This window comes from Neolewinella aquimaris (assembly GCF_014197245.1).
GTDB classification, from domain to species: domain Bacteria; phylum Bacteroidota; class Bacteroidia; order Chitinophagales; family Saprospiraceae; genus Neolewinella; species Neolewinella aquimaris.
Genome location: NZ_JACIFF010000005.1, coordinates 336,962 through 362,262 on the forward strand (window position 1 = coordinate 336,962; position 25,301 = coordinate 362,262).

At 60.5% G+C, this 25,301-nt stretch carries 20 protein-coding genes; 14 read left to right on the forward strand and 6 right to left on the reverse strand.

The window, feature by feature from the left end; translation table 11 throughout:
• The first annotated feature begins 15 nt into the window (after positions 1 to 15).
• The 7 genes from GGR28_RS11545 (at position 16) to GGR28_RS11575 (ending at position 7,566) form a co-directional block, all read left to right on the forward strand.
• Positions 16 to 474 (forward strand): SMI1/KNR4 family protein, encoded by a 459-nt coding sequence (locus tag GGR28_RS11545; protein ID WP_183495939.1) that lies wholly within the window; start codon positions 16 to 18, stop codon positions 472 to 474.
• Positions 475 to 493: 19 nt separating this feature from the next.
• A complete protein-coding gene (locus tag GGR28_RS11550; protein WP_183495940.1) occupies positions 494 to 1,330 on the forward strand; it encodes an N-acetylmuramoyl-L-alanine amidase in 837 nt (278 codons plus the stop codon).
• 5 nt (positions 1,331 to 1,335) lie between these two features.
• Positions 1,336 to 2,130, forward strand: a complete 795-nt coding sequence (locus tag GGR28_RS11555) for a ParA family protein (protein ID WP_183495941.1) — start codon at positions 1,336 to 1,338, stop codon at positions 2,128 to 2,130.
• 61 nt (positions 2,131 to 2,191) lie between these two features.
• Positions 2,192 to 3,487: a peroxidase family protein gene (locus tag GGR28_RS11560; protein ID WP_183495942.1), complete on the forward strand. Its 1,296-nt coding sequence runs from the start codon at positions 2,192 to 2,194 to the stop codon at positions 3,485 to 3,487.
• A gap of 35 nt (positions 3,488 to 3,522) precedes the next feature.
• The gene (locus GGR28_RS11565) at positions 3,523 to 5,610 is read left to right on the forward strand and encodes an eCIS core domain-containing protein (protein WP_183495943.1); all 2,088 of its coding nucleotides are present in this window, start codon (positions 3,523 to 3,525) and stop codon (positions 5,608 to 5,610) included.
• Between the two features lie 101 nt (positions 5,611 to 5,711).
• Positions 5,712 to 6,242, forward strand: a complete 531-nt coding sequence (locus tag GGR28_RS11570; protein WP_183495944.1) for a hypothetical protein — start codon at positions 5,712 to 5,714, stop codon at positions 6,240 to 6,242.
• A gap of 10 nt (positions 6,243 to 6,252) precedes the next feature.
• On the forward strand, positions 6,253 to 7,566 hold the full coding sequence (locus tag GGR28_RS11575) for an ATP-binding protein (RefSeq protein WP_183495945.1): 1,314 nt from the start codon (positions 6,253 to 6,255) through the stop codon (positions 7,564 to 7,566).
• 28 nt (positions 7,567 to 7,594) lie between these two features.
• On the opposite strand, the gene GGR28_RS11580 is transcribed toward GGR28_RS11575, so the two are convergent.
• A complete protein-coding gene (locus tag GGR28_RS11580) occupies positions 7,595 to 8,620 on the reverse strand; it encodes a Gfo/Idh/MocA family protein (RefSeq protein ID WP_183495946.1) in 1,026 nt (341 codons plus the stop codon).
• 197 nt (positions 8,621 to 8,817) lie between these two features.
• On the opposite strand from GGR28_RS11580, the gene GGR28_RS11585 reads away from it, so the two are divergent.
• Positions 8,818 to 9,603 (forward strand): M48 family metallopeptidase, encoded by a 786-nt coding sequence (locus GGR28_RS11585; protein WP_183495947.1) that lies wholly within the window; start codon positions 8,818 to 8,820, stop codon positions 9,601 to 9,603.
• A 522-nt stretch (positions 9,604 to 10,125) separates the two neighbouring features.
• Here the strand turns inward: GGR28_RS11585 and GGR28_RS11590 are convergent.
• Entirely contained in the window at positions 10,126 to 10,623 is a 498-nt protein-coding gene (locus GGR28_RS11590) for a lactoylglutathione lyase family protein (RefSeq protein WP_183495948.1), read from the reverse strand.
• A 103-nt stretch (positions 10,624 to 10,726) separates the two neighbouring features.
• Here GGR28_RS11590 and GGR28_RS11595 point away from each other — a divergent pair, with 103 nt between their 5' ends.
• The 5 genes from GGR28_RS11595 (at position 10,727) to GGR28_RS11615 (ending at position 15,874) form a co-directional block, all read left to right on the forward strand.
• The gene (locus tag GGR28_RS11595; protein WP_183495949.1) at positions 10,727 to 12,796 is read left to right on the forward strand and encodes a tetratricopeptide repeat protein; all 2,070 of its coding nucleotides are present in this window, start codon (positions 10,727 to 10,729) and stop codon (positions 12,794 to 12,796) included.
• Positions 12,793 to 13,392, forward strand: coding sequence for a response regulator transcription factor (locus GGR28_RS11600; protein ID WP_183495950.1), 600 nt, complete (start codon positions 12,793 to 12,795; stop codon positions 13,390 to 13,392). The genes GGR28_RS11595 and GGR28_RS11600 overlap by 4 nt, the downstream gene beginning before the upstream one ends.
• Positions 13,393 to 13,498: 106 nt before the next feature.
• Positions 13,499 to 14,038, forward strand: coding sequence for a cupin domain-containing protein (locus tag GGR28_RS11605; protein ID WP_183495951.1), 540 nt, complete (start codon positions 13,499 to 13,501; stop codon positions 14,036 to 14,038).
• A gap of 46 nt (positions 14,039 to 14,084) precedes the next feature.
• Entirely contained in the window at positions 14,085 to 14,837 is a 753-nt protein-coding gene (locus GGR28_RS11610; RefSeq protein ID WP_183495952.1) for a DUF5602 domain-containing protein, read from the forward strand.
• 116 nt (positions 14,838 to 14,953) lie between these two features.
• Positions 14,954 to 15,874, forward strand: coding sequence for a sugar phosphate isomerase/epimerase family protein (locus tag GGR28_RS11615; RefSeq protein WP_183495953.1), 921 nt, complete (start codon positions 14,954 to 14,956; stop codon positions 15,872 to 15,874).
• A 26-nt stretch (positions 15,875 to 15,900) separates the two neighbouring features.
• Here GGR28_RS11615 and GGR28_RS11620 read toward each other — a convergent pair whose 3' ends face one another.
• The 4 genes from GGR28_RS11620 to GGR28_RS11635 all read right to left on the reverse strand — a co-directional run bounded on the left by GGR28_RS11620 (position 15,901) and on the right by GGR28_RS11635 (position 22,739).
• On the reverse strand, positions 15,901 to 18,051 hold the full coding sequence (locus tag GGR28_RS11620; protein ID WP_183495954.1) for a sensor histidine kinase: 2,151 nt from the start codon (positions 18,049 to 18,051) through the stop codon (positions 15,901 to 15,903).
• Positions 18,052 to 18,106: 55 nt separating this feature from the next.
• Positions 18,107 to 21,016, reverse strand: coding sequence for an excinuclease ABC subunit UvrA (uvrA, locus tag GGR28_RS11625; protein ID WP_183495955.1), 2,910 nt, complete (start codon positions 21,014 to 21,016; stop codon positions 18,107 to 18,109).
• Positions 21,017 to 21,504: 488 nt separating this feature from the next.
• On the reverse strand, positions 21,505 to 22,107 hold the full coding sequence (locus GGR28_RS11630; RefSeq protein ID WP_183495956.1) for a hypothetical protein: 603 nt from the start codon (positions 22,105 to 22,107) through the stop codon (positions 21,505 to 21,507).
• 419 nt (positions 22,108 to 22,526) lie between these two features.
• The gene (locus GGR28_RS11635; protein WP_183495957.1) at positions 22,527 to 22,739 is read right to left on the reverse strand and encodes a hypothetical protein; all 213 of its coding nucleotides are present in this window, start codon (positions 22,737 to 22,739) and stop codon (positions 22,527 to 22,529) included.
• Between the two features lie 161 nt (positions 22,740 to 22,900).
• Between GGR28_RS11635 and porZ the strand changes: the two genes are divergently transcribed.
• Entirely contained in the window at positions 22,901 to 25,267 is a 2,367-nt protein-coding gene (gene porZ / locus GGR28_RS11640) for a type IX secretion system anionic LPS delivery protein PorZ (protein WP_183495958.1), read from the forward strand.
• Positions 25,268 to 25,301: the final 34 nt, after the last annotated feature.

Below are 25,301 nucleotides of genomic sequence, written 5' to 3' on the forward strand. Positions count from 1 at the left end.
CATAAAGCACGTAAAATGAAAATCAAAAATAGTGGCCCAAAACTAGACAAGTCTGCTGTCGACCAGTTGGCCTCCCGGCTAAATTGCCGATTACCTAAAGCATACGTAGACTTCCTACTTAAGCACAACGGCGGTACCCCGGAAGACGACCTCGTACTTGATTTGAACCAGGATCACTGGGAAGAAGTGATCCTGGCGCGATTTCAGGTCTACTATCTTAGCGGGGAAGCGTACGGAATCGAACAGATCCTTGAAAACAAGGGTGACCTCTTTCCAGCCGGTGCGGTTCCGTGCGCGAGTGATCCGGGAGGCAATTACTTCCTGATTTTGACCCGACACGGAGGTGGAGTATACTTCTGGGATCACGAACACGAATCACAGGAGAAGAAGAAGGAACTGACGGAATACGAAAACCTATACTTTATCGCCCCCGATTTTGACTCCTTTCTGGACAAGCTCCGGCAAGCAGCCTAATCCATTAAAAGATTCACCCATGTTTACCATCACCAACCACCTCCTCACCCCCGCCCGCCAGTTCCCCCTCCGGCACGGCAGCCAGGCCGTCACCCCGCGCTACATCGTCCTGCACTACGACGCGGGCGCTACCCTGGCCGGCAGCCTGAACCACCTGCGGAACAGCAACCTGAGCTACCACATGCTCATCGACCGCGACGGCAGCAGCACCCAGTGTGTGCCCTTCAACAGAAAGGCCTGGCACGCCGGGCGAAGCAATTACCGCGACATTTCCGAGGACGTAAATGCCCACGCCATTGGGATCAGCATGGCCAATCGGGGGGCGGTCAATAAGTACGGCGACCGCTACTGGTTGGAGTACGAAGTTGGGCAGCGGATCGGGGATCCGCTAACCGCCGATCAGGTCGTGAGGGGCTACCACCCCAACGGCGGCTCCGAACGGTACTGGGAACGCTTCCCGAATACCCAGGTGGCTGCCTGTCGCGAGATCTGCCGGTCGCTGATCGAAATCTACCCGACGATCGTCGACGTGGTCGGCCACGACGAGATCGCCATCGGTCGAAAGGTAGACCCGGGACCGGCCTTCCCCATGGCGAGCCTTTATGATCTGGTACCCGACCGGGGTTGGAAGGAACGTCACCTGTACCGCGTCAACACGCCGGGTGAGACGCTCAACGTCCGCCGGGGGCCGGGCAGCGACACCGATATAAATGGGGTACTGCAGCACGGTCAACTCGTTTACGGCCGCTCGTTCGCCTACCAAAACGGCACGGCAACGAAGTGGCTCTCCATCAGCCTCGACGAACGCCACGTGCAGAACGGATTCGTGCACGCCGACCACCTGGAAAAAGTCTGAGCACCGTGCCCACCATCTCCCTCGCCATCCAGAAGGGCGGTTCCGGCAAGACCACCACCGCCCTCAACCTCGCTGCCGCGCTGCGCCGACTGGGGCGATCAGTGCTGCTCGTCGACCTGGACCCCCAGGCCAACCTGACGCACTCCCTGGGGATACGCGACGAGGAACGACCCAACATCTACCACCTCCTGCACCGAGAGATGAACGGGGAGCGGGCCGATATCCGGAGCATCGTCACCGTCACGGACAGTGGCCAGGCACTCGTGCCCGCCGGACTGGAGCTCGCCGACGCCGAACTGGAACTCGTGGCCACCTACGGGCGCGAACACATCGTCAAGCGGCTGCTGCAACCCTTGGTCGAGGAGTACGACTACATACTAATTGATTGCCCACCCGCCGTCGGAATGCTGACGGTCAATGCCCTGGTGGCCAGCGACTTCGTCATCCTGCCCCTGCAGGCCGAGTACCTGCCGGTGAAGGGGCTGGAGAGCTACTACCGCCACCACCGCAGGCTACAGCGGACGCTGAATCCGGACCTACGCGTACTCGGAATCGTCCTTTCCCGCTACGACGGGCGCAAGAACCTCCACCTGCGGTCGCGCACCCAGCTGGAGACCGCCTACCCCGGCTGGCTTTTTCCGACCACCATCCGCACCAACATCGCCCTGGCCGAGGCTCAGGAGGCCGGCCACGACATCTTCACCCACGCCCCCGCCGCCAACGGAGCGGAAGACCACCTCTCCCTGGCCTACGATGTGGAGAAACGGATCAGAACGGGGGTGCCGGAGGGGGTGCCGTAGCCAATAGACTCTGCTTTTACCAGATTTTTCCGCACCCGCGTCCCCGCCCAAATTAGTTAGCATGCAGTCCCAACAGAATCCGCACTTTCAGTCCCACCAAAAGGATCACTTTACCCGCCTCTTTCCCGAGCTGGAAGCGCTCGAGTTGTCGGATGCGGACTGCTGGGCCTACGCCCAGAAAATGATGGACTGGGGCAAGCTCGACAGCTCGGACTCCACCACCATCACCAACGGGGTGGCCATCTTCAGCCAGTTTCTGGCCCACGACATCACTCTGGACGCCAACAGCCGCCTACGCGCCGGCAACCGCCTGGCCAACATCGCCAACGATCGCACAATCAACCTGGATCTCGACTGCCTCTACGGCCAGAAAACCCAGGACTTTTACTACGACGCGAAGGACACCGACAAGCTGCTTCTCGGCGAGAAATACAGCGACGGCACCCACCACTGGCACGACCTGCAGCGCAACGCCCAGCACAAGGCCATCATCGGTGACAGCCGCAACGACGAGAACATCCTAGTCTCCCGCATGCACGTGCTGTTCATCGAGTTTCACAACCGCATGGTGGACCACGTGCGCGCTACCGGCGGACCGCAAAAAGCCTTCGAAATTGCCCGCCGCCAGGTGATCTGGTACTACCACTGGCTGATCGTCTACGAATTCCTGGGCAAGATGCTCGACCCCAGTCTGCACAGCCGTCTACTGCGCGAACCCGCCCGCTTTTACCCCTGGCCGGGCCCGCTGCCGCTGGAATTTACCGGAGCCGCCTTCCGGACAGGACACAGCCAGACCAGGGACGAAAACCGCATCAACGACACCACTGAAAAAAAACTGATGGAGCTCGGCTTTTTCACCGCCATGAAGGAGTTCGTCGACTGGCGCTACCTCTTCGACTTCGGCGACGGTCGCGTGCAGTACGCCCGCCGGCTCGACACCATGATCGGCCGCTCCTTCCACCGCCTGCCCTTCATCAAGACCGACGACCGGCGCGAGCAGTCGCTGCCCTTCCGCAACATCCGCCGCGGGGTGGGCTACGGGCTGCCGAGTGGGGAGGCGGTGGCCATGCGCCTCGGTTTCGATCCGCTCACCGTACCGCTTACGCAAAAACTGTGTACGCCCGGCACCCCGCTCTGGTACTACATCCTGCACGAGGCGGCGGAGCTGGGCAACGACGGGGAGTATTTGGGCCCCGTGGGCGGCACCATCCTCGGCGAGTGCTTCCTGACCATTCTGCGGCACGACGACGAGAGCTACCTCAAGCGCTACCCCCGCTGGCGACCCACCCTCGGCCGGGAGCCCCACCGCTTCGACTTCGTCGATCTCATCAACTTCGTTAACCGTGAAACGCACTGAGGACTCCGGATCATTAACCTTACAAGTATTACGTCATGTCCTTCAAATCCACCCGCAAGACCCGCCGCCACCGCATTCCCCGCCCCGAAAGCCGGGAAAGCGAACGGCCATTCTTTCAGCCCCTTGCTCCGGCCGCTCCCGTACAGGCCAAGCTGACCGTTGGTGCCCCGGACGATAAGTACGAGCGCGAGGCCGACGCCGTAGCCAACCGGGTCGTGAGCAGCTCCAGTGACGAGGGCAAAAGCCCCAAGATCCAGGCGATGCCGGACAGCCGCATGGAGGAAGACCGCGCCGTACAGGAAAAGCGGGAAGAGGAGGCGGGGGCGCAGGTGCAAAGAGAACCAACCGTTGAGGAGGAAGAGCCGATTCAGCAAATGGGTGAGGAAGAGGAAGAACCCCTCCAGCAGCAGACCACCGACGAGGAGGAAGAAGAACCGCCCCTACTGGCTAAGCGTAGCCCGGGTGCAGGGGGATCCGCTAGTGACCAATTAGCAAGTCGCCTACGGCAGCGGTCGGGCAAGGGCAGGGAATTGAGCGGCGGGGTCAGGGACAAAATGGAAACCGGTTTCGGCCGCGATTTTTCCAACGTCAGTATCCACACCGACGCCGCGGCCGACGAGATGAACCGGGAACTGGGAGCACGGGCATTTGCCCGGGGGCAGGACGTGTACTTCCGGTCGGGCGAGTACAACCCCGATACCGCCGCCGGCCAGCGGTTACTGGCGCACGAACTGACGCATACGGTGCAGCAGGGTGGGAGGGCGACCGCGCCAGTCAAGAACCACCATTCCGGAACGGCGGTACAGCGGCAGGCGGTCGCGTTTCCCTGGGAAGGGGTGATCGACACCCGGTGGAATGCCGCACTACGCAGTACCCCCGCCAACGGGCCCGGTAATTGGATCGCCAGCCTCAACCGGAACACCCGGGTAACGGTGACCGGCAATACGAACAATTGGTTAGCGGTAAGCACGACAATCAATGGCAGGGTGGTTAACGGATTTGTACACCGTCGATTGATTTCCCCCATTCCGGCGGCCGGTGTCGTTGGCCTGGCCAATGCCGATTCACGCCAGGAACGCACGCCCTTTGGCGTCTACAACGTCTATCCCAATTCAGCTACCGGCATCACCGCGGGCGGCAACGATCTGTACGAAGCGGAATTCCAACGACTGCAGACCGCGTGGAATCACATCAACAACAGCACCGGAGGGATCCGGATCAACGGTAATCCGGCCGACGTCGCCGAAATGATCGGCCTGATCGGCAGGCAGATGCAGCGCTCCCAGACCTTCCGCAACCTGATCCTGGAAATTACCGCCGATGCCGCCAATCCCGTGACCATCAATGCCGGGCGCGATAACGCTTCCTGGATCGACAGTTTCGCGACCAACGCCGTGGACTTACGGGACAACGCATACATCGACGATACCCCCCGGCCGGGCTACGAGTGGGCGAGCACGCAGGGGGAAATGATGACCCACTGGCTGACGGAGCGCCGCCACGCAGCAGTAGCCGGTGGCGGATTCGGACCAGCCCACGCCGAGCCGCTGGCCGCCGGAGGAACCCAGCAGCAGTACCGGCGTGATTTAGGAGTCCCGGGCAGGATCGTCTCCCAGGTCAGGAGCAACCAGACCGACGTGGCCGGCAACTACGCCGGTATCCACCAGGGCGAATACACGGACGATGCCGGCAACCAACAGATAATTCGCCGGGACGATTCCGGTGGTGACCCGGTACCCTACGAAATCGAATACATCCCCAACGCCCCGTCCGCGGCGGCCCCGGGCACCATTCGCTACAACCGGGTCAGCCTGAGGCTCACCTCTACCTCGGCCAGCACGGAGCAACTCCACCTGGAGCTGCGATCGGCCACCGGGGCCGCGGTAACGACCACTTCGCGCGGGGCCGGTCTGGGTTCTCCCCTGTTTCACAGTGAACGACTGGGAAATCTGGTCCCTACCGGCGCAAACATTACCATCGGCATCATAAAAGACGGCGGCTTCTGGTCCGACGATTTCATCGGTACCCTGGTCTGGAGGCATCCCTTCAATGCCGATTCCCTGTCGGTCGTCCACGACGGTACCACCTACCGGCTGACGGTAGGATTAAGCATGGACCCATGACAAACACAGGCTACGGGGTCCCATGCCTGGCCCTACTTATTTGTATACTTATGTGTCCCAGCTGTGCCGGCCAGACCGTGCCTTCCAATCGAGTTTCCGCCATGACATCACTATCTACGACCCAGGCGCTGCTCGCCCAACGATTTTCCAGAGACCGACTCAAGGAGGATCGGGTGATATACGACCCCGCCGACTCCCTGATCCCCCTGAGTGGACTGCATACGCTACCGACCGTACTGCCGCAACTTTCCTTCTACCGGACGAAGATGACTACCAGTTTCGAGAACTACTATAAAGTGGAGGTGATCGTTGCTCAACCGGAAGGCGGACAACCCGTGGTGCTATGGTCCCCCCTTTATCGAAATGATTCGCCGGAGTTCACCGCGCTGTTTGTCGGCCTGCAGCCAACGCCCCAAGAGCGTGTGGACCTGGGACGTGAACTGGCAGAAATGTATGCCAGCCTCTATCCCGGAGGATCCTTTGTACTCGTGCCGGTCGATACCGATCTGAACTATGACTTACTTCGTGAGGGGCGGCCATTCCGGCGGTTGCAACTGCACTTTTCGCCGGGGGGGAAGGTGACTGCCGTCGAGTGCATCCCGGCGGTGAGTATCGAAGCTCCCGAAAAATGATCCACCCATAATGACCGCCGCCCAAACGCACGCTACCTCGACGCTACTGCGCAACCTCATCCTCTTCCAGCTTTCCGATTCCGAAGACGAGGGGGAACGCCGCGACCTCCTCCGCGAAAGCAGTAAGCTCAGGGAACTTTACCCCTTTCCCAATGCCCCGTGGACGGATGAGGCGCGGGTGGCCTGGCTCCTCGCCCTGCTGCCCCACGCCGCGCCCGACTTGCTCGACCGCCTCTTGCGCGAACAGCTCACCGAGGCCGGCGACTTCCCCCGGCTGGGCGGTGCCAAGGGCGAACATTACCGCGGTATTCTGCCGACCGGGGAGACCGTACTCTTCGTTCTTGCGGGCGACCGTGCCGACTGGCGGGCCGAAGCGCGTACGCTGTTCAGCGGCGATCACTTCCTGGCCGAGCGCCGCATTCTCCTTCTGGCCGAGGTACCCCCCGCCGAACCCCGCCTGGCCGGGAAGCTTCTGCCCGATCCCGATGCCGTGGAAAAGGTGCTCACCGGACACGAAGCCAAGCCCCACTTCAGCACCCGCTTCCCCGCCGAGCGACTGACGACGGGCATGGACTGGGACGACCTCGTTCTCTCCCCCCGTACCCACGACCAGCTGGCCGAAATACTTGCCTGGATCGAGCACGGCGACACCCTCCTCGGCGACTGGGGGATGAAAAAACGCCTTAAACCGGGCTACCGGACACTCTTTCACGGTCCGCCGGGTACCGGAAAAACCCTCACGGCCAGCCTTCTCGGTAAGCGCACGGGGCGGGACGTTTACCGCGTCGACCTTTCAATGGTCGTGTCTAAGTACATCGGGGAAACCGAGAAAAACCTGGCCGCCCTCTTCGCCAAGGCCGAAAACAAGAACTGGATCCTCTTCTTCGACGAGGCCGACGCCCTCTTCGGCAAGCGTACCGCCACCAAGGACGCCCACGACCGCCACGCCAACCAGGAAGTCAGCTACCTGCTGCAGCGGGTGGAGGCGTTTGACGGGCTGGTCATCCTGGCTTCCAATTTCAAGAGCAACATCGACGAAGCCTTCATGCGCCGCTTCCAATCCGTCATCCCCTTCCTGCTCCCCTCCCGCGACGAACGCCAGCGGCTGTGGGAGAATGCCTGGCCTGTTGACCGCCTTACCTTTGCCGACGGCTGCGACCCCGCCTCCCTGGCGGACGACTACGAGATCACCGGAGCCACCATCAACAACGTCGTGCAGAAGAGTTGCCTACGGCTCCTGGCCAGCGGCGGGCGCCACGTCAATCAGGAGATGGTGCTGAATGTTTTGCGGCAGGAACTGGGGAAGGAGGGGAAGTTGGTTTAGGACACTAAGTTGTTCTCCGCATACCCGATCAATTGCCTGTGTTTACCGACTCTATTATCTCCAGTTGCGCGATGACGTCATCCAGCGGAACCGCCGCATCCGCACCTTTGGCAATTGTCGCATACATGCGTTCGAATAGCTCCATCCACTGACCGTCGCGGGTCGTGACCGGCCCCCGGAAGGGTAATCCCCCGATATCGGTATGCAAGATGCCACGCTGCTCAGGTGGTTCGGTGCCGAAACCGGCATCACCCGGCTCCATCCCCGCCCTCAATTGATCCTCCTGTATATCGATGCCGTACTTCACGTAACTGCCCCGGCGGCCGTGGAGGGTATAACGCGGCGTCGGTTCACGCACCAACAGGCTGCAGGACAGGCTGACGCGCAGCGGGGAGGCGTACGTGAGCTGCATATCGAAGGCGTCGGGAATATCGGAGCCGGGCCGTTGAATCCACGTGCTTCCGCTTACGTCCTCGGGTCGGCCGAAGAGGCAAATGGCCTGGTCCAGAATGTGGGCACCCAGATCGTAGAGCATACCGGCTCCCGGACCGGGTTTTTCCTTCCACGGCTTGGCGTTCGGTTCGGGTTTCCAGCGGTCGTAGCGGGCCTCGTAGTTGATGAGCTCACCCAGCGCCTCACCGTCGAGGAGCTGGCGGACGGTACGAAAGTCGCTGTCCCACCGCCGGTTCTGAAAAACGGAAAGAGACAATTTTTTACGGCTAGCCAGGTCCCGCAGTTCACGCAATTGGGCGGCCGTAGCGCAGGCCGGCTTATCGACCAGCACGTGCTTTCCCGCCTCCAGGGCCGCGCGGGCCAGCTCGTAGTGGGTAGCATTGGGCGTGGCGATGCTGACCAGATCGATGTCCGGGTCATTCATCACGGTTTCCGCCCGGTCGGTGGGCTCCAGGCCGGGAAATTCCTCCGCCAGTTCATCGGCCCGACTGGTCACTACGCGGGTAACCCTAAATCCCGGGTGCGCGCGGTAGAAGGGGGATTGAAGATACCGGCCGGACAGGCCGAAGCCCAGTAGGCCAACGTTGATGGGAGTGTGCATGCGGTATGGTGTTTCCCCAACAAGATAGAGCTAGCCGGCGAGCTAAAGCACTTTAGTGGGGTACGGGCGGCGGCGCGCAGGAGCAAGGCAACTTGGTATTCTTCTATTTTTATATGTCGGGAAATTGGGTGCCCCGCCGAGATATTTTGCCGAACACGGTTACCCCTTACGACCGTTTCAGTAATAAAGCACCCCCCGTGAAATCCACCGCCGTCCGTATCTTTTTACTCTGCCTCCCCCTGTACTTTACCGCCTGCTCCGAAGACGGTGATTTCAACGTCTTCTCCACCCAGCAGGATCTCGAACTCGGGCAACAGACCGACCAGCAGATCCGCAGCGAGCCGCAAGAATTTCCCATCCTCGATCCCCAGGATTATCCCCAAGCTTACGCCTACCTCCAGGGGATGGTCGACGAGATCGTGAGCCAGGGAAATGTCCCCTACGCCGACCTTTTCCCCTACGAGGTGGCGATCATCAATAAGGACGTGGAAAATGCCTTCGCTACCCCCGGCGGCTTCCTGTACGTATATACGGGCTTAGTACAACGCCTCGAGACCGGCGACCAACTGGCCGGCGTCATGGCCCACGAGATCGCCCACTCCGCCGAGCGCCATTCGACGGATCAGCTCACCAAGCAGTACGGCATCTCCACCCTACTGAGCCTCATCTCCGGCGGCGACCCCGGCCTACTGAGCCAAATTGCCAGCGGACTGCTCACCCTCCAGTTCAGTCGCAGCGACGAATCCGAAGCAGACGACCGCTCCGTCGACTACCTCTGTGAAACCGACTACGCCGCCAACGGAGCCGCCGGCTTCTTCGAAATGATCCAGGACAGCATCAATCCGCCCGCCTTCCTCAGCACCCACCCCAACCCCGACGACCGCGTACAGGAAATAAACCAGCGCGCCATTGATAAAAACTGCGACACCAACACCGCCGAACTGGCCCCCTTCCAGCAGTTTCAGCGAAACTTGCCGAAGTAGCTCGTCCGCCCTCGTCGGCCTCTCGTCGGCCGAGCCTAAGCTCGTCCGCCGAGTAGCTTAATCCGTGGAAATCAATGGCTATCCGTGGTGAAGTGTCTCGGACCTGAGGCCGCTCGAAAGCATGTAAAATTGGGAATGTAAAATTTGAAATTTGCTTCGCCACCCGTGAAGCGTCAAGTATCCGTTCGGCGTCTGTGGCTATTTTGGGGTAAGCCTCTCGGCCATAGGCCGCTTGACAGCATGTAAAATTGAGAATGTAAAATTTTAAATTTGCTTCGCCTCCCGTGAAGTGCCAAGTATTCGTTCGGCGTCCGTGGCTATTACAGTGCGAGCAGCTCATGCTGGAGGTCACTCAATCTTTTTACTCCACTGCCCTCGGCGTGTAACGCCTCGACCTATATCCGCAAATCGGACCGCAGGTCCTAAAAATCCGTGCGAATCTGTGATCGAGCGCAGCGAATCCGTGTCTGCCGTAGGCAATCTGTGGTGGAAAAAATTGTCTCGGACCAGAGGCCACGCGACCTACCCCTGATACGCCCCCGAAGAATACGTAAGTTCGTAGCTGTGGGTATAGATCTCGAAGACCACGCCAAAGGGGTCCTCTACGTACACCATCTTGTAGGGCTTTTCGCCGGGATAGTACTCACGGATGGGCATGCGCTGTTTCCCGCCGTGGGCGACGATTTTCTCTACTAATGCCTCGATGTCGGGATCCTGGACGCAGAAGTGGAACAGGCCCGTTGCGAACGGATTAAACTCGGGTTTGCGGTCCTCGGTTTGGGGAAAGGAAAACAGCTCGATGCCGATGCCGTCGGAGGTGGATAGGTGGGCGATCTCGAAGGTCTCCCAGTCGTCGCCGAACACGTCGATGCACATCTGGCCGATGGCCGTGTCGCTTTCCTTTTTGACCGTCGACGGGGGCATGATGACGTACCAGCCCATTACGTCGTGATAAAACTCAACGGCCTGGTGAAGATTCGGAACCGTAATGCCAATGTGGGAGAAGGATCTGGGATGCATACTGGGGCAAACCGGGCGTGCACACTTAAGTTTATCCCCGTAAGCCAAATTGTCCCCCGTGGCTGCCGAAGGGCATGAGTTAATTTTGCTAACTTCCGGCAGGATGTCAGCGCAACACCCGCAAACACTCATCGCGACCCCAAGGATCATCCGGCCATCACTGCCCCGTGGTGGCTACCGGTGGGGCCTGCTTTTGCTACTGTTGCTCTGCACCTGCGCCCCCGCCCTACTTGCCCAGGATACCGCCCGCCTGCGCCGTACCCTAGCGGCCGTTGATACCCTGTTCGTGCTACAACCCCGGGAGGCACTGCAGGCACTACGCGAGGTGGAAGCAATACTTCCCCACGCCACACCAAAACAGCGCACCGACTGGCTCCACTACCACGGCGCCGCCTACCAGCGACTGGGGATGATGGACTCCGTGGCCTACTACCACCGCCGCATTCTGGCCACCATCACGCCGGAGGAGAACGACAAGGCCTACGCCCGCGCCCTGGCCAACCTCGGCACTGCCCACCGCGCACGGGGCGAACTCGACAGCGCCGCTCACTGCTACGAACGCGCGCTGGAAGTGTTTGAGATGGGCACCGACAGCTTCCCCCGGGGCACGGTACGCAACAGCCTCGGACTCATCCACTACGCCAGGGGCGACTACCGCGCGGCCATGCGGGTGTACCTCGAAGCCCTGAACCTCTTCGAGGGGCTGGGTCACGCCGCGGCGGTCTCCATCGTCAACAACAACCTGGGGCAGGTCTACCACGCCCAGCAGGACTACGGCAAGGCCGTGAAACACTACGACGCCTACCTGCAAGCCAGTCGGGCCAGCGGCAACCGACGCGGAGAAGCCACCGCCCTCAACAACATCGGCGTAGCTTACCTCGATCGCGGCCGACCGGATTCCGCCGAAATCTACCTCCAGCAAAGCCTGGTGGTAAAGGAAGATATCGGACTGGATGCCGAGATCGCCACTACTCTCAATAACCTGGGGAAAATCGCGCACGGCAGGGGAGATTATACCGCCGCACTGGACCACCACCAGCGGGGATTCGAGCTGGCCCGCCGGGAAAACAACCCGCGCGACGAGGCCTTTTGCCTCATCGGACTGGGCCACGCAAACCAGCAACTGGGACGGACGGCCATTGCCCGAACCCACTACCGACAGGCCCTAAAACTGGCCGAAGAAATGGGCAATCCTCAGGTGGCCTTCGATGCCCACCACGGGCTGTACGAAAGCTACGCCGGGGAGTCCCCCGCCCAAGCGCTGCCGCATCTCGAGGCCGCCTTCGACCTCCGCGACAGCCTCCTCAACGCCGAAAATGTCGAGGCCCTGACCACGCTACGCCTCGAAAACGACTTCCGGCAGCGTGAACTACTCAGCGAACAGAAGGTGGCCAACCTGGAACTGCGGGAGCAACTCTCCACTGCTCGCCTCGGTAACCAGCGGCGGATAATCATTGTACTGCTCACCGGTCTCGCCCTCCTGGCCATTCTGGGCTACTTTCTGTGGCGACAGCGCAACCGTATACGGGGACAACATCAGGTAATTCAGCAGGCGCTGCGGGAAAAGGATACCCTGCTGCGCGAGATTCACCATCGGGTGAAGAACAACCTCCAGGTCATCTCCTCGCTGTTGGGGATTCAGTCGCGACACGTCCGGGACGAGGTGGCCCGGCAGGCCCTCAACGAAGGGCGCAGTCGGGTGCAGACGATGGCCCTGATCCACGAAAACCTGTACGGCCGGGACCGGCTGACGGGCATCAACATCCGTGAGTACTTCGACAAACTGCTGCAAAACCTGCTGCGGACCTACCGGATCTACCCCGAACGCATCGAGGTAATTACCGACATCGACGCACTGGTGCTGGACGTCGATACCCTCATCCCCCTGGGCCTGATCCTGAACGAACTGATGTCGAACGCCCTCAAGTACGCCTTCCCCACGGGCGGCGGCCGCATCACGGTAAGCATCCGGGAAGCGGAGGGCGGGCTCCGGGTGGTGGTCGACGACGACGGCATTGGCATTGCGGACCCCCAGTCGGTAACCCGCGGCGACAGCTACGGCTACGAGCTTATTACCGCCCTGGTGGACAAACTCGAGGGGGAACTGCGCGTCAGTAGCCGGCCGGGCACTACGGTAGATATATTGCTCAAGGAATACACCCTCGCCGCATGAGCCTGGAAGCCCTGCGCGTCCTGATTGTAGAGGACGACCCCATTATCCGCACCGACCTGCGGTCGCTGCTCCGGAGTCACGCCATCACCGTAGTCGGCACGGCCAAGGATTCGGTGCAGGCCTATGACCTCTTGCGCACCGCCGAGCCCAATTTTGTGATCCTCGACATCAACCTGGGTACGGGGCCGGACGGACTGGAGATCGCCGAGGTGCTGCACGACCGCTACCGCATCCCCTACATCTTCCTGACGTCCTATTCCGATCCCGCAACCCTGGAGGCGGCCATGCAACAGGCCCCCTACGGCTACCTCGTAAAGCCCTTCCAGGACGAGACGGTCCTCAGTACCCTAGCCGTAGCCTGGAGCAATTTCGAGCGGTTGCGTCAGAACCGGGGCATTGACCTCAGCGGTTGTCCCGAACCCCTGACCGAGCAGGAAAAACGCATCGCCCGCCTGCTCGTGGAGGGGCTGTCGTACCGCGCCATCAGCGAGCGCCTCTTCATCAGTCAGAACACCCTGAAGTACCACGTCAAGCATCTGTACGCCAAGTTTGACGTGGCGGGCCGGGCCGAACTTGTCGCCCGCATTTACCGCTAAACCACCCATTTGTGTGGGGCGGCGCGCGCGGGTGCGGCGGAAATTTGGAAAGAGCGTAGGAGCCTGGCATCCCACGCATAGCACACTTCACCAAATTTCCACATCCATGAAACGTATTGCTTTTCTCCGTACCACCCTCGCCGCGGCCGGCGCCGTCACGGCCTTCCGTCCGCTCTCCGCCTCCCCCGCCTTACCGGCGGATACCGACCAGCTCGAACCCCGCATCGTACTCGGCGACGAAGGACAGCGGGTCAATGTGCTGGGCGACCAAATGACCTTCAAACTGACTGGAAAGGATACGGCCGGACAGGTAACCGTGATCGAGGAGGCGAACGATCCAGGGGTGATGATTCCGCCGCACGTCCACGATAACGAAGACGAGATATTCCGCGTACTCGAGGGGGCTCTGGAAGTGACCGTCGGCGGAGAAACGACCGTGCTACATGCCGGCGATATGGCCTTCGGGCCCCGGGGCATTCCGCACAGCTGGAAGACCGTCGGCGAGGGAAAAACCCGCGTGATCCTCACCGCCTTCCCCTCCGGAATCGAGACCATGTTCGAGGAGATCGGTGCCCTGCCGGCCGGTCCGCCCGATATGCCGACCGTCTTCGGTATCTGCGCACGCTATGGCATCCGCTTCGTGTAAGCAGAGCAGTGCTGCACCATTCTTTGATTCTTTAAATACATTCGCTATGAAAAAGGTATGCTGTCTTTTCGCTCTTCTGCTGGTACTGCTGCCGGCCTGTAAGGAGGACGCCGTGGTTCAGACCCGATTCACCGGCCCGGAAGTAGCCATGGGCAACGGAATGGCCCGCGCGGTCGTCCAGACCGACCTACAGGGAACGCCCCTGAGTCTGGCCGTAGAGTTCGATGCCGCCGCCCTGAACGGGCTACCTACGGGACATTTTCCTCCCCCTTCATACGTTCTGCGCCTGCCCGCCGGGGTAAGTCTGCCCCCTTACGACCACATCACCCTCGACTGGAACGAGCACGGTCACGAGCCCCCGCACGTCTACGACAAGCCCCACTTTGACGTCCACTTTTACTTCATGACCGAGGCGGAACGCGACGCGATCGGGCCGGACGATTCCCTAGCATTCAATCAGCCGCTGCCGGCCGAGAACTTACCCCTCGACTACCTCGAAACACCCGGAGGCGTCCCCGGCATGGGAGCTCACGTCATCGACCTGCGGTCTCCGGAGATTAGCGGGGAGGGTACCTTCACCCACACTTTCATTTACGGTAAGTACGCGGGCCAGATCACCTTTCTCGAACCGATGATCACCACGGAGTTTCTTCGGAGCAAGCCCGACGTGACGGCGGAAGTGCGGCAGCCCCAGGCCTGGCAGCAACCGGGCTACTATCCGACGAAGTACCGCGTCGCCTATGAGGCGGGTAAGGATAGCTACTCGGTCGTACTTCAGGACTTTATCCGGGTGAACTAGGGTAGGGCGGTGAAACTCTCCCTTAGCTAGGGTGACACTGGTACGGACAATCAGGTAAGGAATCATCCCCGAACTTTTCTTTACATTGACTGCCCGTACCAGTACACCACTAGTTTATGATCAATTCGAGAAGAAAATTTCTTCGCCTGGCCGGCGGATTTACCGCCACCGCCGCACTCGTCCCCCTATGGGCCTGCGGAGACGGAAACGGCGAACCGCGCACCGAAGGAGAAGCTATTCGGGAGGAGGAAGATAGGACCGCCACCGGCGATCTCACCGCCTTCGGCATCCAGCTCTACACCCTGCGCGATATGATGCCTACCGACCCGAAGGGAACGCTGAAGCAGATCGCGGATATGGGATACACCCAGATCGAGGGCTACGAGGGCAACCAGGGCCTCTTCTGGGGAATGGAACCCCAGGAATGGAAGGACTACCTCGACGAGCTCGGGCTCACCATGGTCTCCACCCACTGCAATATCAACGAGAACTTCGCGGAAAAGGCGGAACAAGTTGCCTCCATCGGCGTGGATTACCTGATCTGTTCCTACATCGGACCCCAGGACGGCAAGGCGGGTTGGGACGCCGTGATCGAGAAATTCAACGAATGCGGCCGGATCTGCGCCGAGCACGGCATTCGCTTTGCTTACCACAACCACGCCTACAGCTTTGAAGAGGTGGACGGTATCGTGCCCCAGGCGTACCTGATGGACAACACCGATGATACGGTCGACTACGAGATGGACATCTACTGGGTCGTCACCGGCGGCGCGGATCCCATCGAGTGGCTCAACAAGTACCCCAATAAATGGACCCTCTGCCACGTAAAGGACCGCAAGAAGGGAGCCACCGCCGAGGAACACGAGGCCTCGGTCGACCTGGGCACCGGCTCCATCGACTTCCCGAAAGTGCTGGCCGCAGCCGAGGAGCAGGGAATGGAATACTACATCCTGGAGCAGGAGGACTACGAGAACTCGACCCCGCTGAAGAGTGCCGCGGCCGGTGCGAAGTATTTGGCTGAGTTCACCTTCGCTTAGGAAGTAAGGCGTAGGGACCCGCCGGACTAGTCCAGGCAAGTATAGAAGTAAAAACGGGTGCCTACGCCTACCTCGCTTTCGATCCAGATATCTCCCTCGTGAAAATTGATGATGCGCTTGACCAGGGCCAGCCCGATGCCGGTACCCTGAAAACCGTCCGCGTTGGAGGAGCGGGTAAAGAGTTCGAAGACCCGCGCGTACTGATCCTCCGGTATTCCGATACCATTGTCGGCAACAAAAAAGACCGGACAACCGTGACGGTACGTGCCGGTGAAGCCGACTTCGATCCGGGGAGCCTCCTTTTGCGAGCTGTACTTGATCGCGTTGGAGATCAGGTTGGTAAATACGGTGACGAGGTGGTTGCGGTCGCCGTGAATGGGCGGCATGTCCGGCTGCACGATGCACTCGAACTTCCGCACTTCTGACGTGATCCGGTCGGCCAGCACCCGCTCCACCAGCGTGGCAACGGAAAGCTCGTTAATGATGATGTTGACCCGGTCGATGCGACTGAGGGCCAGTAAGTCCGACATGAACAGCCGCATCCGCTCCGCGTTGTCCTGGATGACCTTCAGGTGCGACATCCCCGTTTCACCCAGGGCTTCCGCGAAGTCTTCCTCCAGGATTTCCGCGAAACTGGAGATGCCCCGCAGCGGGGCGCGCAGGTCGTGACCTACCGTATAGCTGAACACTTCCAGGTCCTCGTACGCCTGCCGCAGGAGGTCGTTGCGTTTTCGGGCGATGGTATAGCGTTTCATGACCACGTCCTGAATAAACGCCTGAATGGCCTGTGCGGTCCCAATGTCGTCTTCCGACCAGGGCAGGGAGTAGCCGTGTAAGGTCTGGGTGCTGCGTTGGTAGCGGCGGCCACCGGGATAGCGATCGTCCTGGGCACTGCCGTAGGTTACGGTCTGTACGATCTCTGGCTTGAACCAGATGATCCACTGGTTGGCCTCCACGTCAAGGGGAAGGAACAACATGCCCGCCGCTACATCGGCACAGTCGCGGGCGGAAGCGCACAGGTCACCGAGGTGATCGGTATGCCAGACGGATTCTCCCCCCGTGCTTTGCTTCAACCACTTCATGACGGCATTGACCTGCTCTTCGCTGGGAGCAACGCCGTGTAGGGTCAACTCTTCGTCGGAACAGATGGCGGCTCCGTGGGTCCCACTGATCAGGTCCAGTAGCGTTGTACCTCCGGTAGTGAGGCCGTGAGCCAGATTATCGGACTGAACGATATGATCCTGCAGCCGGTCGCGGACCTGATTGGCCGCCTGCCGCAGGCGCAGGGTGCGGGAGTAGGTGTGGTAGGCGAGCTTTTGCTGGGTTACCCGACCCACGATCCGCATAAAGGCCCGCATCTGGTAATCGAGGTACAGGGGCTTGGTGCAGTGCGCATAGATCGATCCCCACAGTTTTCCATCGATCACGATCGCCAGGTAAGCAACGGTCCTGAGCCCATGATCGCGTAAAAATTGGATATTGTGAATGTTGGGTTTCCGGGCGGCAATGATACGGCGGACGATTTCGCGGGCGCCCGGCCCGTAGTGCCCCTGGACCCGGATCAACTCATCCCCGCTATCCACGAAGTTATGGATGGGGTCGACTACTTGGTTGTAGCGGGTATCCGCGGGAATGTCCTCGTCCTTGAATACAACATCAAGTATGGAAGGCAAATTACCCGGATTACTTTCGTGGGTAACCGGCGCGTTGAAACTTTCGTCGAACTGGACCAAAGCGGCCCGATCGTACCCCAGATGGTAGGTGAGTCCGTCGACCAGACCCTGGAGCATGGCATCGATCGTGGGCATCGCTTCCAGTTCTTCCGTAAAATCGTTGAGGCGCGCCGAGTAGTCACCGGAGTGCGGCCAGAAGCGCCGTGGCTCTATTTCGATCACGAGCTCGTCGACGAAGGCATATACGATGGCCTGGTACTCACCTTCCGGCCATCCCTCCAGATCCTTCAGGACGAATATACCAGGTGCATCTTCCCGGACCGAATCCCGCAGATCGGTAAGGGTATCGGAGGTAAAAACATCGTGAAGCGTTTTCCGTAGAAGCTGTTCGGGTGGGGTTCCGCAAAATTGTGCGGAGTGTTCACTTACCGCCGTAATGCTTAGGGTCTTCCGCTCGACCACCAGAATAAGAGCATAATGTTGTACTTCTAAGGTTGCTTTCAAAAGAGAACACAAAATTTCCGTGAAACTAACTGATTTAGGTGTCGGATGCGAATTCCTAAGCCATATCTGCCCCGAGTTCGGCCCGTAGAAAGCGCCCCGTGTGGCTTTTCGTCTCCCGTGCGACTTCCTCCGGGGTACCCGTCGCGACTACTTTACCCCCACCGCGACCCCCCTCCGGTCCCATATCGATCACGTAATCAGCTACTTTGATTACGTCCATGGTGTGCTCGATGACGATGACGGTATTGCCCTTGTCCACCAGTTTCTGCAGCACCTTGAGCAGGTACTTGATGTCCTCGAAGTGTAGTCCGGTGGTGGGTTCGTCGAGGATGTAGACCGTCTGGCCGGTATCCCGCTTGCTCAGCTCCTCCGCCAGTTTTACGCGCTGTGCTTCGCCACCCGATAGGGTAGTGGCGCGTTGGCCGAGGGTGATGTAGCCGAGGCCCACATCCTTGAGGGTCTTCATCCGGCGGTAGATCTTCGGGATGGGCTGGAAGAAATCGGCCGCCTCCGTCACGCTCATGTTGAGTACGTCGGTGATGGACTTACCCTTGTAAAGAATTTCCAGCGTCTCGCGATTGAAACGCATGCCCTGGCAGTTCTCGCACTGCACCTCGACGTCGGGCAGGAAGTTCATCTCGATGGTGCGCATGCCGCTGCCCTTACATACTTCGCAGCGCCCGCCCTTCACGTTGAAGCTGAAGCGACCGGGTTTGTAGCCCCGGATCATGGCCTCCGGCAGCTTAGTAAACAGCTGGCGAATGTCGGTAAACACGCCGGTGTAGGTGGCGGGGTTTGAGCGTGGCGTGCGGCCGATGGGCGACTGGTCGATGTCGATCACCTTGTCGATGTGCTGCAGGCCGTAGACCCGACCGTGCTCGAGGGGCTTCTTTACGCTGTTGTAAAAATGCTGCCGCAGGATGGGGTAGAGGGTCTCATTGATGAGGGTCGATTTTCCGCTGCCCGATACACCCGTTACGCAGGTGAGGGTGCCGAGGGGAATTTTGATATCCACGCCCTTCAGGTTATTTCCGCCGGCGCCCTTCAGCGTGAGGAATTTGCCGTTCCCCTTTCTGCGCTTTTCCGGCAGTTCGATCCGCTTGCGCCCCGCCAGGTAATCGCTGGTGATGCTGCCGGCGTTCTTGTCCTTCAAAAAATCGGCCGGTTTGCCCGCCGTCACCACATAGCCGCCGTTGACGCCGGCTCCCGGACCTAGATCCAGCAGGTAGTCGCTAGCCATCATAATATCTTTATCGTGCTCCACCACGAGTACGCTGTTGCCGATATTGGTAAGGTCGCGCAGGGCGGCGATCAACCGCTGATTGTCGCGCTGGTGTAGCCCAATACTGGGCTCGTCGAGGATGTAGGTGATGCCGGTCAGTTGGCTGCCGATCTGGGTCGCCAGTCGGATCCGCTGGGCCTCCCCGCCGGAAAGCGTACGGCCGGGCCGGTCGAGGCTCAGGTATCCCAGGCCTACGTGCAGCAGAAACTGGAGCCGGAACCGAATCTCCTTCAGGATGTCGGTAGCGATCAGGGTGGTGCGCTCGTCCATTCCCTCTTCCGCCGTTTCCATCCAAATGCCGAGCTCTCCCAGGTCCATCCGGGCCAGGTCGCTGATCGTCTTGTTCTTCACCTTAAAGTGGCGGGCTTCGGTGCGCAGTCGGTCGCCGTTGCAGGTGGGGCAGGTGTCGATGGTCATGAACTCCTCGGCCCAGGTGCGGATGCGTTCGCTGGTGGTTTCCTCGTACCAGCGCACGATCATGTTGACGAGGCCGTTCTGCTCGACGTCCCAGACCAGGTCGTGGGCGCTCTTGTCGTACTTGCTCTTCTTTTTCTTGCCGTTTGCCTTGCGGCCGTACAGGATCACGTTCAGCGCCTCCGGTGCGATCTTTTCGATCGGGTCGCTGAGTTTGAACTTCTCGGCCTTAGCGATTGCCTTGATCTGCTTGAAGGTCGTGTTGTCGCGGGTGTCGCCCAGCGGTACCAGTCCGCCTTTGTTGATGCTCAGGGAGCGATCGGGAATGATCTTCGTGATGTCGGGACTGTTCACCTGCCCCAGCCCCTTACACGTCGGGCAGTAGCCGTAGGGCGAGTTGAAGCTGAAGGTGTTCGGACTCGGCTCCTCGTAGCTGATGCCGTTCTCGGCGTCCATCAGGTTTTTGGAGTAGGGGGAGGCTTCACCGGTCTCGGCATCCTGGACGAGCACCAGCCCGTCGCCCATTTTAAGGGAGGTGGCCACGGCCTGCCGGAGGCGATCCAGGCGGTCGGGGCCCATCTTGATGCGGTCTACCACGAGTTCGATGTCGTGCACCTTGTAGCGGCTCACCTGCATGCCCTCCACCAGGTCTTCGATCTGCCCGTCGACCCGCACTTTGGTGTACCCCTGCTTGCGTACCTGGTCGAAGAGTTCGCGGTAGTGTCCCTTACGCCCACGTACGAGGGGGGAGAGCACGATGATCTTGCGGCCGTTGTAGGTTTCGGCGATCTGGTCCAGCATTTGCTCTTCCGTGTATCGGAGCATCGGTTTACCGCTCACGTGGCTGTAGGCCGTGCCGGCGCGGGCGAAGAGCAGGCGCAGGAAGTCGTAGATCTCCGTAACCGTACCCACCGTTGAGCGCGGACTCCGGTTGGTGGTCTTCTGCTCGATGGAGATGACGGGGCTGAGGCCGGTGATCTGCTCCACGTCGGGCCGTTCCATCGTGCCCATAAACTGCCGGGCGTAGCTGCTGAAGGTCTCCATGTAGCGCCGCTGCCCCTCGGCGTAAATCGTATCGAACGCCAGGCTTGATTTGCCGCTTCCGCTGAGTCCGGTGATCACCACCAGCTCGTTGCGGGGCAGTTCCACGTCGATGTCCTTGAGGTTGTGTTCCTTCGCACCGATTACCGTGATAAATCGTTCGGTGTGCGGCAACTCGGATACTTCGTTGGGCGGGGTCGCAGGTGCGGTGGTCGTTGGGGAAAGCATAGACCTACTAACCCGAAAACGGCACAAGTGGTTGTGCCTTAATCGTCGGCCGAGCCTGCCACTTCGTCGGCCGAGCCCGCCACCCCGCCAGCCGAGCCCGCCACCTCGTCGGCCGAGCCCAAGCTCGTCCGCCGAGTCGTGGTGTGGGAGATCAGTATCGCTTCGATGGACTTTCCGGTCTAGTCGGCGGACGAGCCTCGTACCTCGGTCGGCCGACGACTAGACCTCGGTCGGCCGACGACGGGCCACCTCGTCGGCCGAGCCCAAGCTCGTCCGACGAGTCGTGGCCTGGGAGATCAGTATCGCTTCGATGGACTTTCCAGTCTAGTCGGCGGACGAGCCTCGTGCCTCGGCCGGCCGACGACGGGCCACCTCGTCGGCCGAGCCCGAGCTCGTCCGCCGAGTCGTGGCCTGGGAGATCAGTATTGCTTCCTTGGGCTTTCCGGTCTAGTCGGCGGACGAGCCTCGTGCCTCGGTCGGCCGACGACTTATGCCTCGGTCGGCCGACGACCATCCCGCCCAACCCCAATTAATTTCTCGGCGAGCACATAATTACACAGGGATCCCTCCCGAAGACCGGCGTAGTCCTTTGCCGAGGAAAAGGCCCAATGCTCCGGAGCATGGACGAGCCGGGCCCGCACTGGATTCTGGTGGATGTACTCAAAGCAAATTCTTACGTAGGGGATATACCGGGTGAAGGGGTCATCTTCCCGCATCTCCCAATTTTCCGGGAGAAAGTCCGCATAAGCGGGTTTATACTTGGTCCCAGCGCGGAAGAGGCTGCCGCGGCGCCCGTGTTCATTGTTAAACGCGCGGGTGTAGCTGCTCAAGATGGTCCTGAACCGCGCATGAATAACTTGGTGGTTTCCGGCGGATGTTCCCACCGTTGCCAATTCGCACCCCTCCGGTTTGGGAATTAATTGTAGGTGGAAGTGATCCGGCATAAGGCAGTAGCAGAGTACATCCGTTACGGGGAGCAAATGCACCCGTAACTTTTGTAGGAAAAACAGGTAATTCCCCTCGTTGCGGAACAGCGGCTCGAAGTTGATGGATTGGTTGTACACGTGGTAGATGACGTTGGGATAGTACATGCCGGGAAGATAAAAAGGTGGGGTGATTTCTGGTCTAGTCGGCGGACGAGCCTCGTACCTCGGTCGGCCGACGACTATGCCTCGGTCGGCCGACGACGGGCCACCTCGTCGGCCGAGCCTAAGCTCGTCCGCCGAGTCGTGGCGTAGAGATCAGAATCGCTTCCCTAGGCTTTCCGGTCTAGTCGGCGGACGAGCCTCGTACCTCGGTCGGCCGACGACTTATGCCTCGGTCGGCCGACGACTTATGCCTCGGTCGGCTGACGGCGGGCCACCTCGTCGGCCGAGCCTGAGCTCGTCCGCCGAGTCGTGGCCTGGGAGATCAGTATCGCTTCCTTGTGCTTTTTGGTTCAGTCGGCGGACGAGCCTCGTGCCTCGGTCGGCCGACGACGTGCCTCGGTCGGCCGACGACGGGCCGGCGGCTAGGTGATGCCGGTCAGCTCGATGGCATCGGCGTAGTAGCCACCGGGACCCTCGCGCAGGAGGAAGCGAACCAGGTCACCCTTTTTAACACTGGGGGAGCGCAGGTTGCGTTTGCGAAAGTGGAATTCCTCCCGGGTGCCTGCGAGGCGGAGGTAGCCGTAGCCCTTATCCGGCAGGTAGAAGACAACGATGCCGGGGGAGGGAGTGGTCATGGTGGGGGATGGCGCAGCGGGGTGTGCAATTTAGTGCTTTTGGCCAGCGGCTAAGCAACGGGACGTCAGGGGTGGGCATCTTCGACTTAGGTAAGCCCGTTGACATTGCTTTCCGGTGGTTCCTCCGCACCCGCGCACCCGCCCTAATGTACCTTTGCTGTATGCCGTTGAAAAATTCTTTGTTGGGGCTGTGCCTGCTGTGGGCAGTAATGATTGCCGGACAGGCCGACAGCCTCGGTCAGTGGCGAAGCCTGCAATCCTTCTCCAACGGGTTTTACGTGACGGAAAGTCCGGAATCGATCATCTATACCACCGGCAATGCCCTGTTCTACCTGGACAAGGAGGACCTCAGCTTCCGGAAGCTGACCCGCACCGACGGGTTGGCCGGGGGGCGCATCACCATCGTCAAGTACCACGAGTCCACCGCCACGCTGATCATCGTATACGAGAACAGTACCATCGATCTGCTGCGGGACGGGCGGTTCACTACGCTGCGGCAGATCGATAACTTCAACTTCAGCGGAGACAAGCGCATCTACGACGTAACCTTCGGCCAGAACAACCGCATCTACCTTGCCGCCGGCTATGGCGTCTCAGCGCTCTCGTTGAACGACGAAACGTTCACCTTTACGACCTTTACCGGGGTGCGCGTGGAGAGCGCCACTGAGTTTGAGGGAAGGATCTACGCCGGAACCGAAGAGGGGCTGTACCGCGCTCCACTAACGGGCGTCAACCTGAACGACTTTAACAGTTGGGACCTGCTGGGGCCGGACTTCGGGCTACCCGGAGATTACGGCACATCCACCGTGACCGTGTGGAACGACCAGTTTTACTTTGGAGTAAACGAAGACGTTTGGCGGCTGTCCGTAGACACGGCGAGCGTTCTCTACGATGCCCCGGTGAAGCAGAACCGTTTGCAGTACCTCAGTGGCGGCGCCAAGCTGCTGCTGGCGGGCTATCAGTGTACGACCGGAAATTGCGCCGACCGGGAGATCATCGCACTGGAGGAAGCTCCGGGGTCGGCGCGGCAACTCCGCGACTGCGCCTACCGCACCGTGAACGCGATTGAGGACGATCGGGGCCGCATCTGGTTCGGAGACGCGGCGGAGAGCATTCGCTACCTGACGGCGGCCGACGGAGAATGTAGGAGACTGGCCTATCCCGGTCCCCTCGACGACAACAACTACCGGCTCCTACACGACGGAACCTCCCTGTGGGTGGCCCCCGGCCAACTCGACGAAAACACCACTCCCACCTTTGATTTTAAGGGGGTGTACCACTACAGCGAAGGAAGCTGGTCGACCTACGACCGGAACAACACACCTGCCTTCCGGGGGCGCAACGGATCGGTGGGGGGCGACGACGACGTTGCCACCATCGTCGACGTACACTACGATCCCATCAACCAAGTCCACTACTTCAGCTCCTTCTTCGAGGGCGTCATTGGCCTGGATGCGGAGGGGGAAGCCACCCTCTACGACGAAACCAACAGCAGCATTCAGTTGGCGCCCGACGCCGGACCTGGCCGCATTCGGGCAGCCGGAGGAGCCACCGACGCGAACGGATTCACTTATTTCGGGATAAGTCGCGCGGCACAGAACGGCATTGTTAGCGTGAGGAGTCCGGAGGGGGAATGGGCGGCACTCGGGCAGTCCTGCGATTTGAATATTGCCATCGACATCTCCGTAGACGAGCAGGGATATGTGTGGGTACTGCACCGGGACGGGAGCAACGGCGGCATCACGGTGATCGATCCGATGGGTACCCCACTGGACCCCAGCGACGACCGCTGCCGGACCATTACCACAAGCAACAGCGAACTGCCCACCAACGAAGTGCGCAGCATTGCCGTCGACCTACAGGGAGCCGTGTGGATCGGGACCGTGATGGGCATCGTGGTCTTCGAGTGCGGCGATCGGGTCTTTGATGCGACAGCGTGCCCGGGTCGGCGCCCGCAAGTGGAGGCCGACGACGGGTTCGGGGGCTTCCTGCTGGAAACGGAAGAAATCCGGGCCCTCACCGTCGATGGGGGTAACCGGAAGTGGGTCGGTACCAGCGGTGGGGCCTACTTGCTTTCGGAAGACGGTCGGGAACAGCAGCTCTTCTTCGACCGGGGCAACAGCCCGTTGCTGGACGACCTGGTGCGCGATATTGCCATCGACCCGACCACCGGTACGGTGTACTTCGGCACGGAGCTCGGGGTAATCAGTTACCGCAGTGATGCGACACTTGCGGAAAACTTTTTTGCCCGGGATCTGGTCGTTTTTCCCAATCCGGTCGAGCCCGGTTACGACGGGCAAATCGCCATTCGGGGACTGATGCGCGACGCCCGCGTCAAGATCACCGACCTGAGTGGGAAGTTGGTGGAAGAGGGTACGGCCATTGGCGGACAATTTACGTGGGAGGGTACGGACTACAACGGTCGCAGGGTCACGACGGGGGTATACCTGATCTTCGCCTCGAGCAACGGACGGTTCAGCCTGGAAAACGAACAGCATGCCGTAGGGAAGATCGTCTTCATCCGGTGACCGATCGAAGCGGGTAGTGGGGCGGGTATGCCGA

Bases quoted from the DNA above. Each gene is read 5' to 3' on its own strand.
- GGR28_RS11545 (WP_183495939.1), top strand. From the start codon at position 16: ATGAAAATCAAAAATAGTGGCCCAAAACTAGACAAGTCTGCTGTCGAC.
- GGR28_RS11550 (WP_183495940.1), top strand. From the start codon at position 494: ATGTTTACCATCACCAACCACCTCCTCACCCCCGCCCGCCAGTTCCCC.
- GGR28_RS11560 (WP_183495942.1), top strand. From the start codon at position 2,192: ATGCAGTCCCAACAGAATCCGCACTTTCAGTCCCACCAAAAGGATCAC.
- GGR28_RS11565 (WP_183495943.1), top strand. From the start codon at position 3,523: ATGTCCTTCAAATCCACCCGCAAGACCCGCCGCCACCGCATTCCCCGC.
- GGR28_RS11570 (WP_183495944.1), top strand. From the start codon at position 5,712: ATGACATCACTATCTACGACCCAGGCGCTGCTCGCCCAACGATTTTCC.
- GGR28_RS11575 (WP_183495945.1), top strand. From the start codon at position 6,253: ATGACCGCCGCCCAAACGCACGCTACCTCGACGCTACTGCGCAACCTC.
- GGR28_RS11580 (WP_183495946.1), bottom strand. From the start codon at position 8,620: ATGCACACTCCCATCAACGTTGGCCTACTGGGCTTCGGCCTGTCCGGC.
- GGR28_RS11590 (WP_183495948.1), bottom strand. From the start codon at position 10,623: ATGCATCCCAGATCCTTCTCCCACATTGGCATTACGGTTCCGAATCTT.
- GGR28_RS11595 (WP_183495949.1), top strand. From the start codon at position 10,727: ATGTCAGCGCAACACCCGCAAACACTCATCGCGACCCCAAGGATCATC.
- GGR28_RS11600 (WP_183495950.1), top strand. From the start codon at position 12,793: ATGAGCCTGGAAGCCCTGCGCGTCCTGATTGTAGAGGACGACCCCATT.
- GGR28_RS11605 (WP_183495951.1), top strand. From the start codon at position 13,499: ATGAAACGTATTGCTTTTCTCCGTACCACCCTCGCCGCGGCCGGCGCC.
- GGR28_RS11610 (WP_183495952.1), top strand. From the start codon at position 14,085: ATGAAAAAGGTATGCTGTCTTTTCGCTCTTCTGCTGGTACTGCTGCCG.
- GGR28_RS11615 (WP_183495953.1), top strand. From the start codon at position 14,954: ATGATCAATTCGAGAAGAAAATTTCTTCGCCTGGCCGGCGGATTTACC.
- uvrA (WP_183495955.1), bottom strand. From the start codon at position 21,016: ATGCTTTCCCCAACGACCACCGCACCTGCGACCCCGCCCAACGAAGTA.
- GGR28_RS11630 (WP_183495956.1), bottom strand. From the start codon at position 22,107: ATGTACTATCCCAACGTCATCTACCACGTGTACAACCAATCCATCAAC.
- GGR28_RS11635 (WP_183495957.1), bottom strand. From the start codon at position 22,739: ATGACCACTCCCTCCCCCGGCATCGTTGTCTTCTACCTGCCGGATAAG.
- porZ (WP_183495958.1), top strand. From the start codon at position 22,901: ATGCCGTTGAAAAATTCTTTGTTGGGGCTGTGCCTGCTGTGGGCAGTA.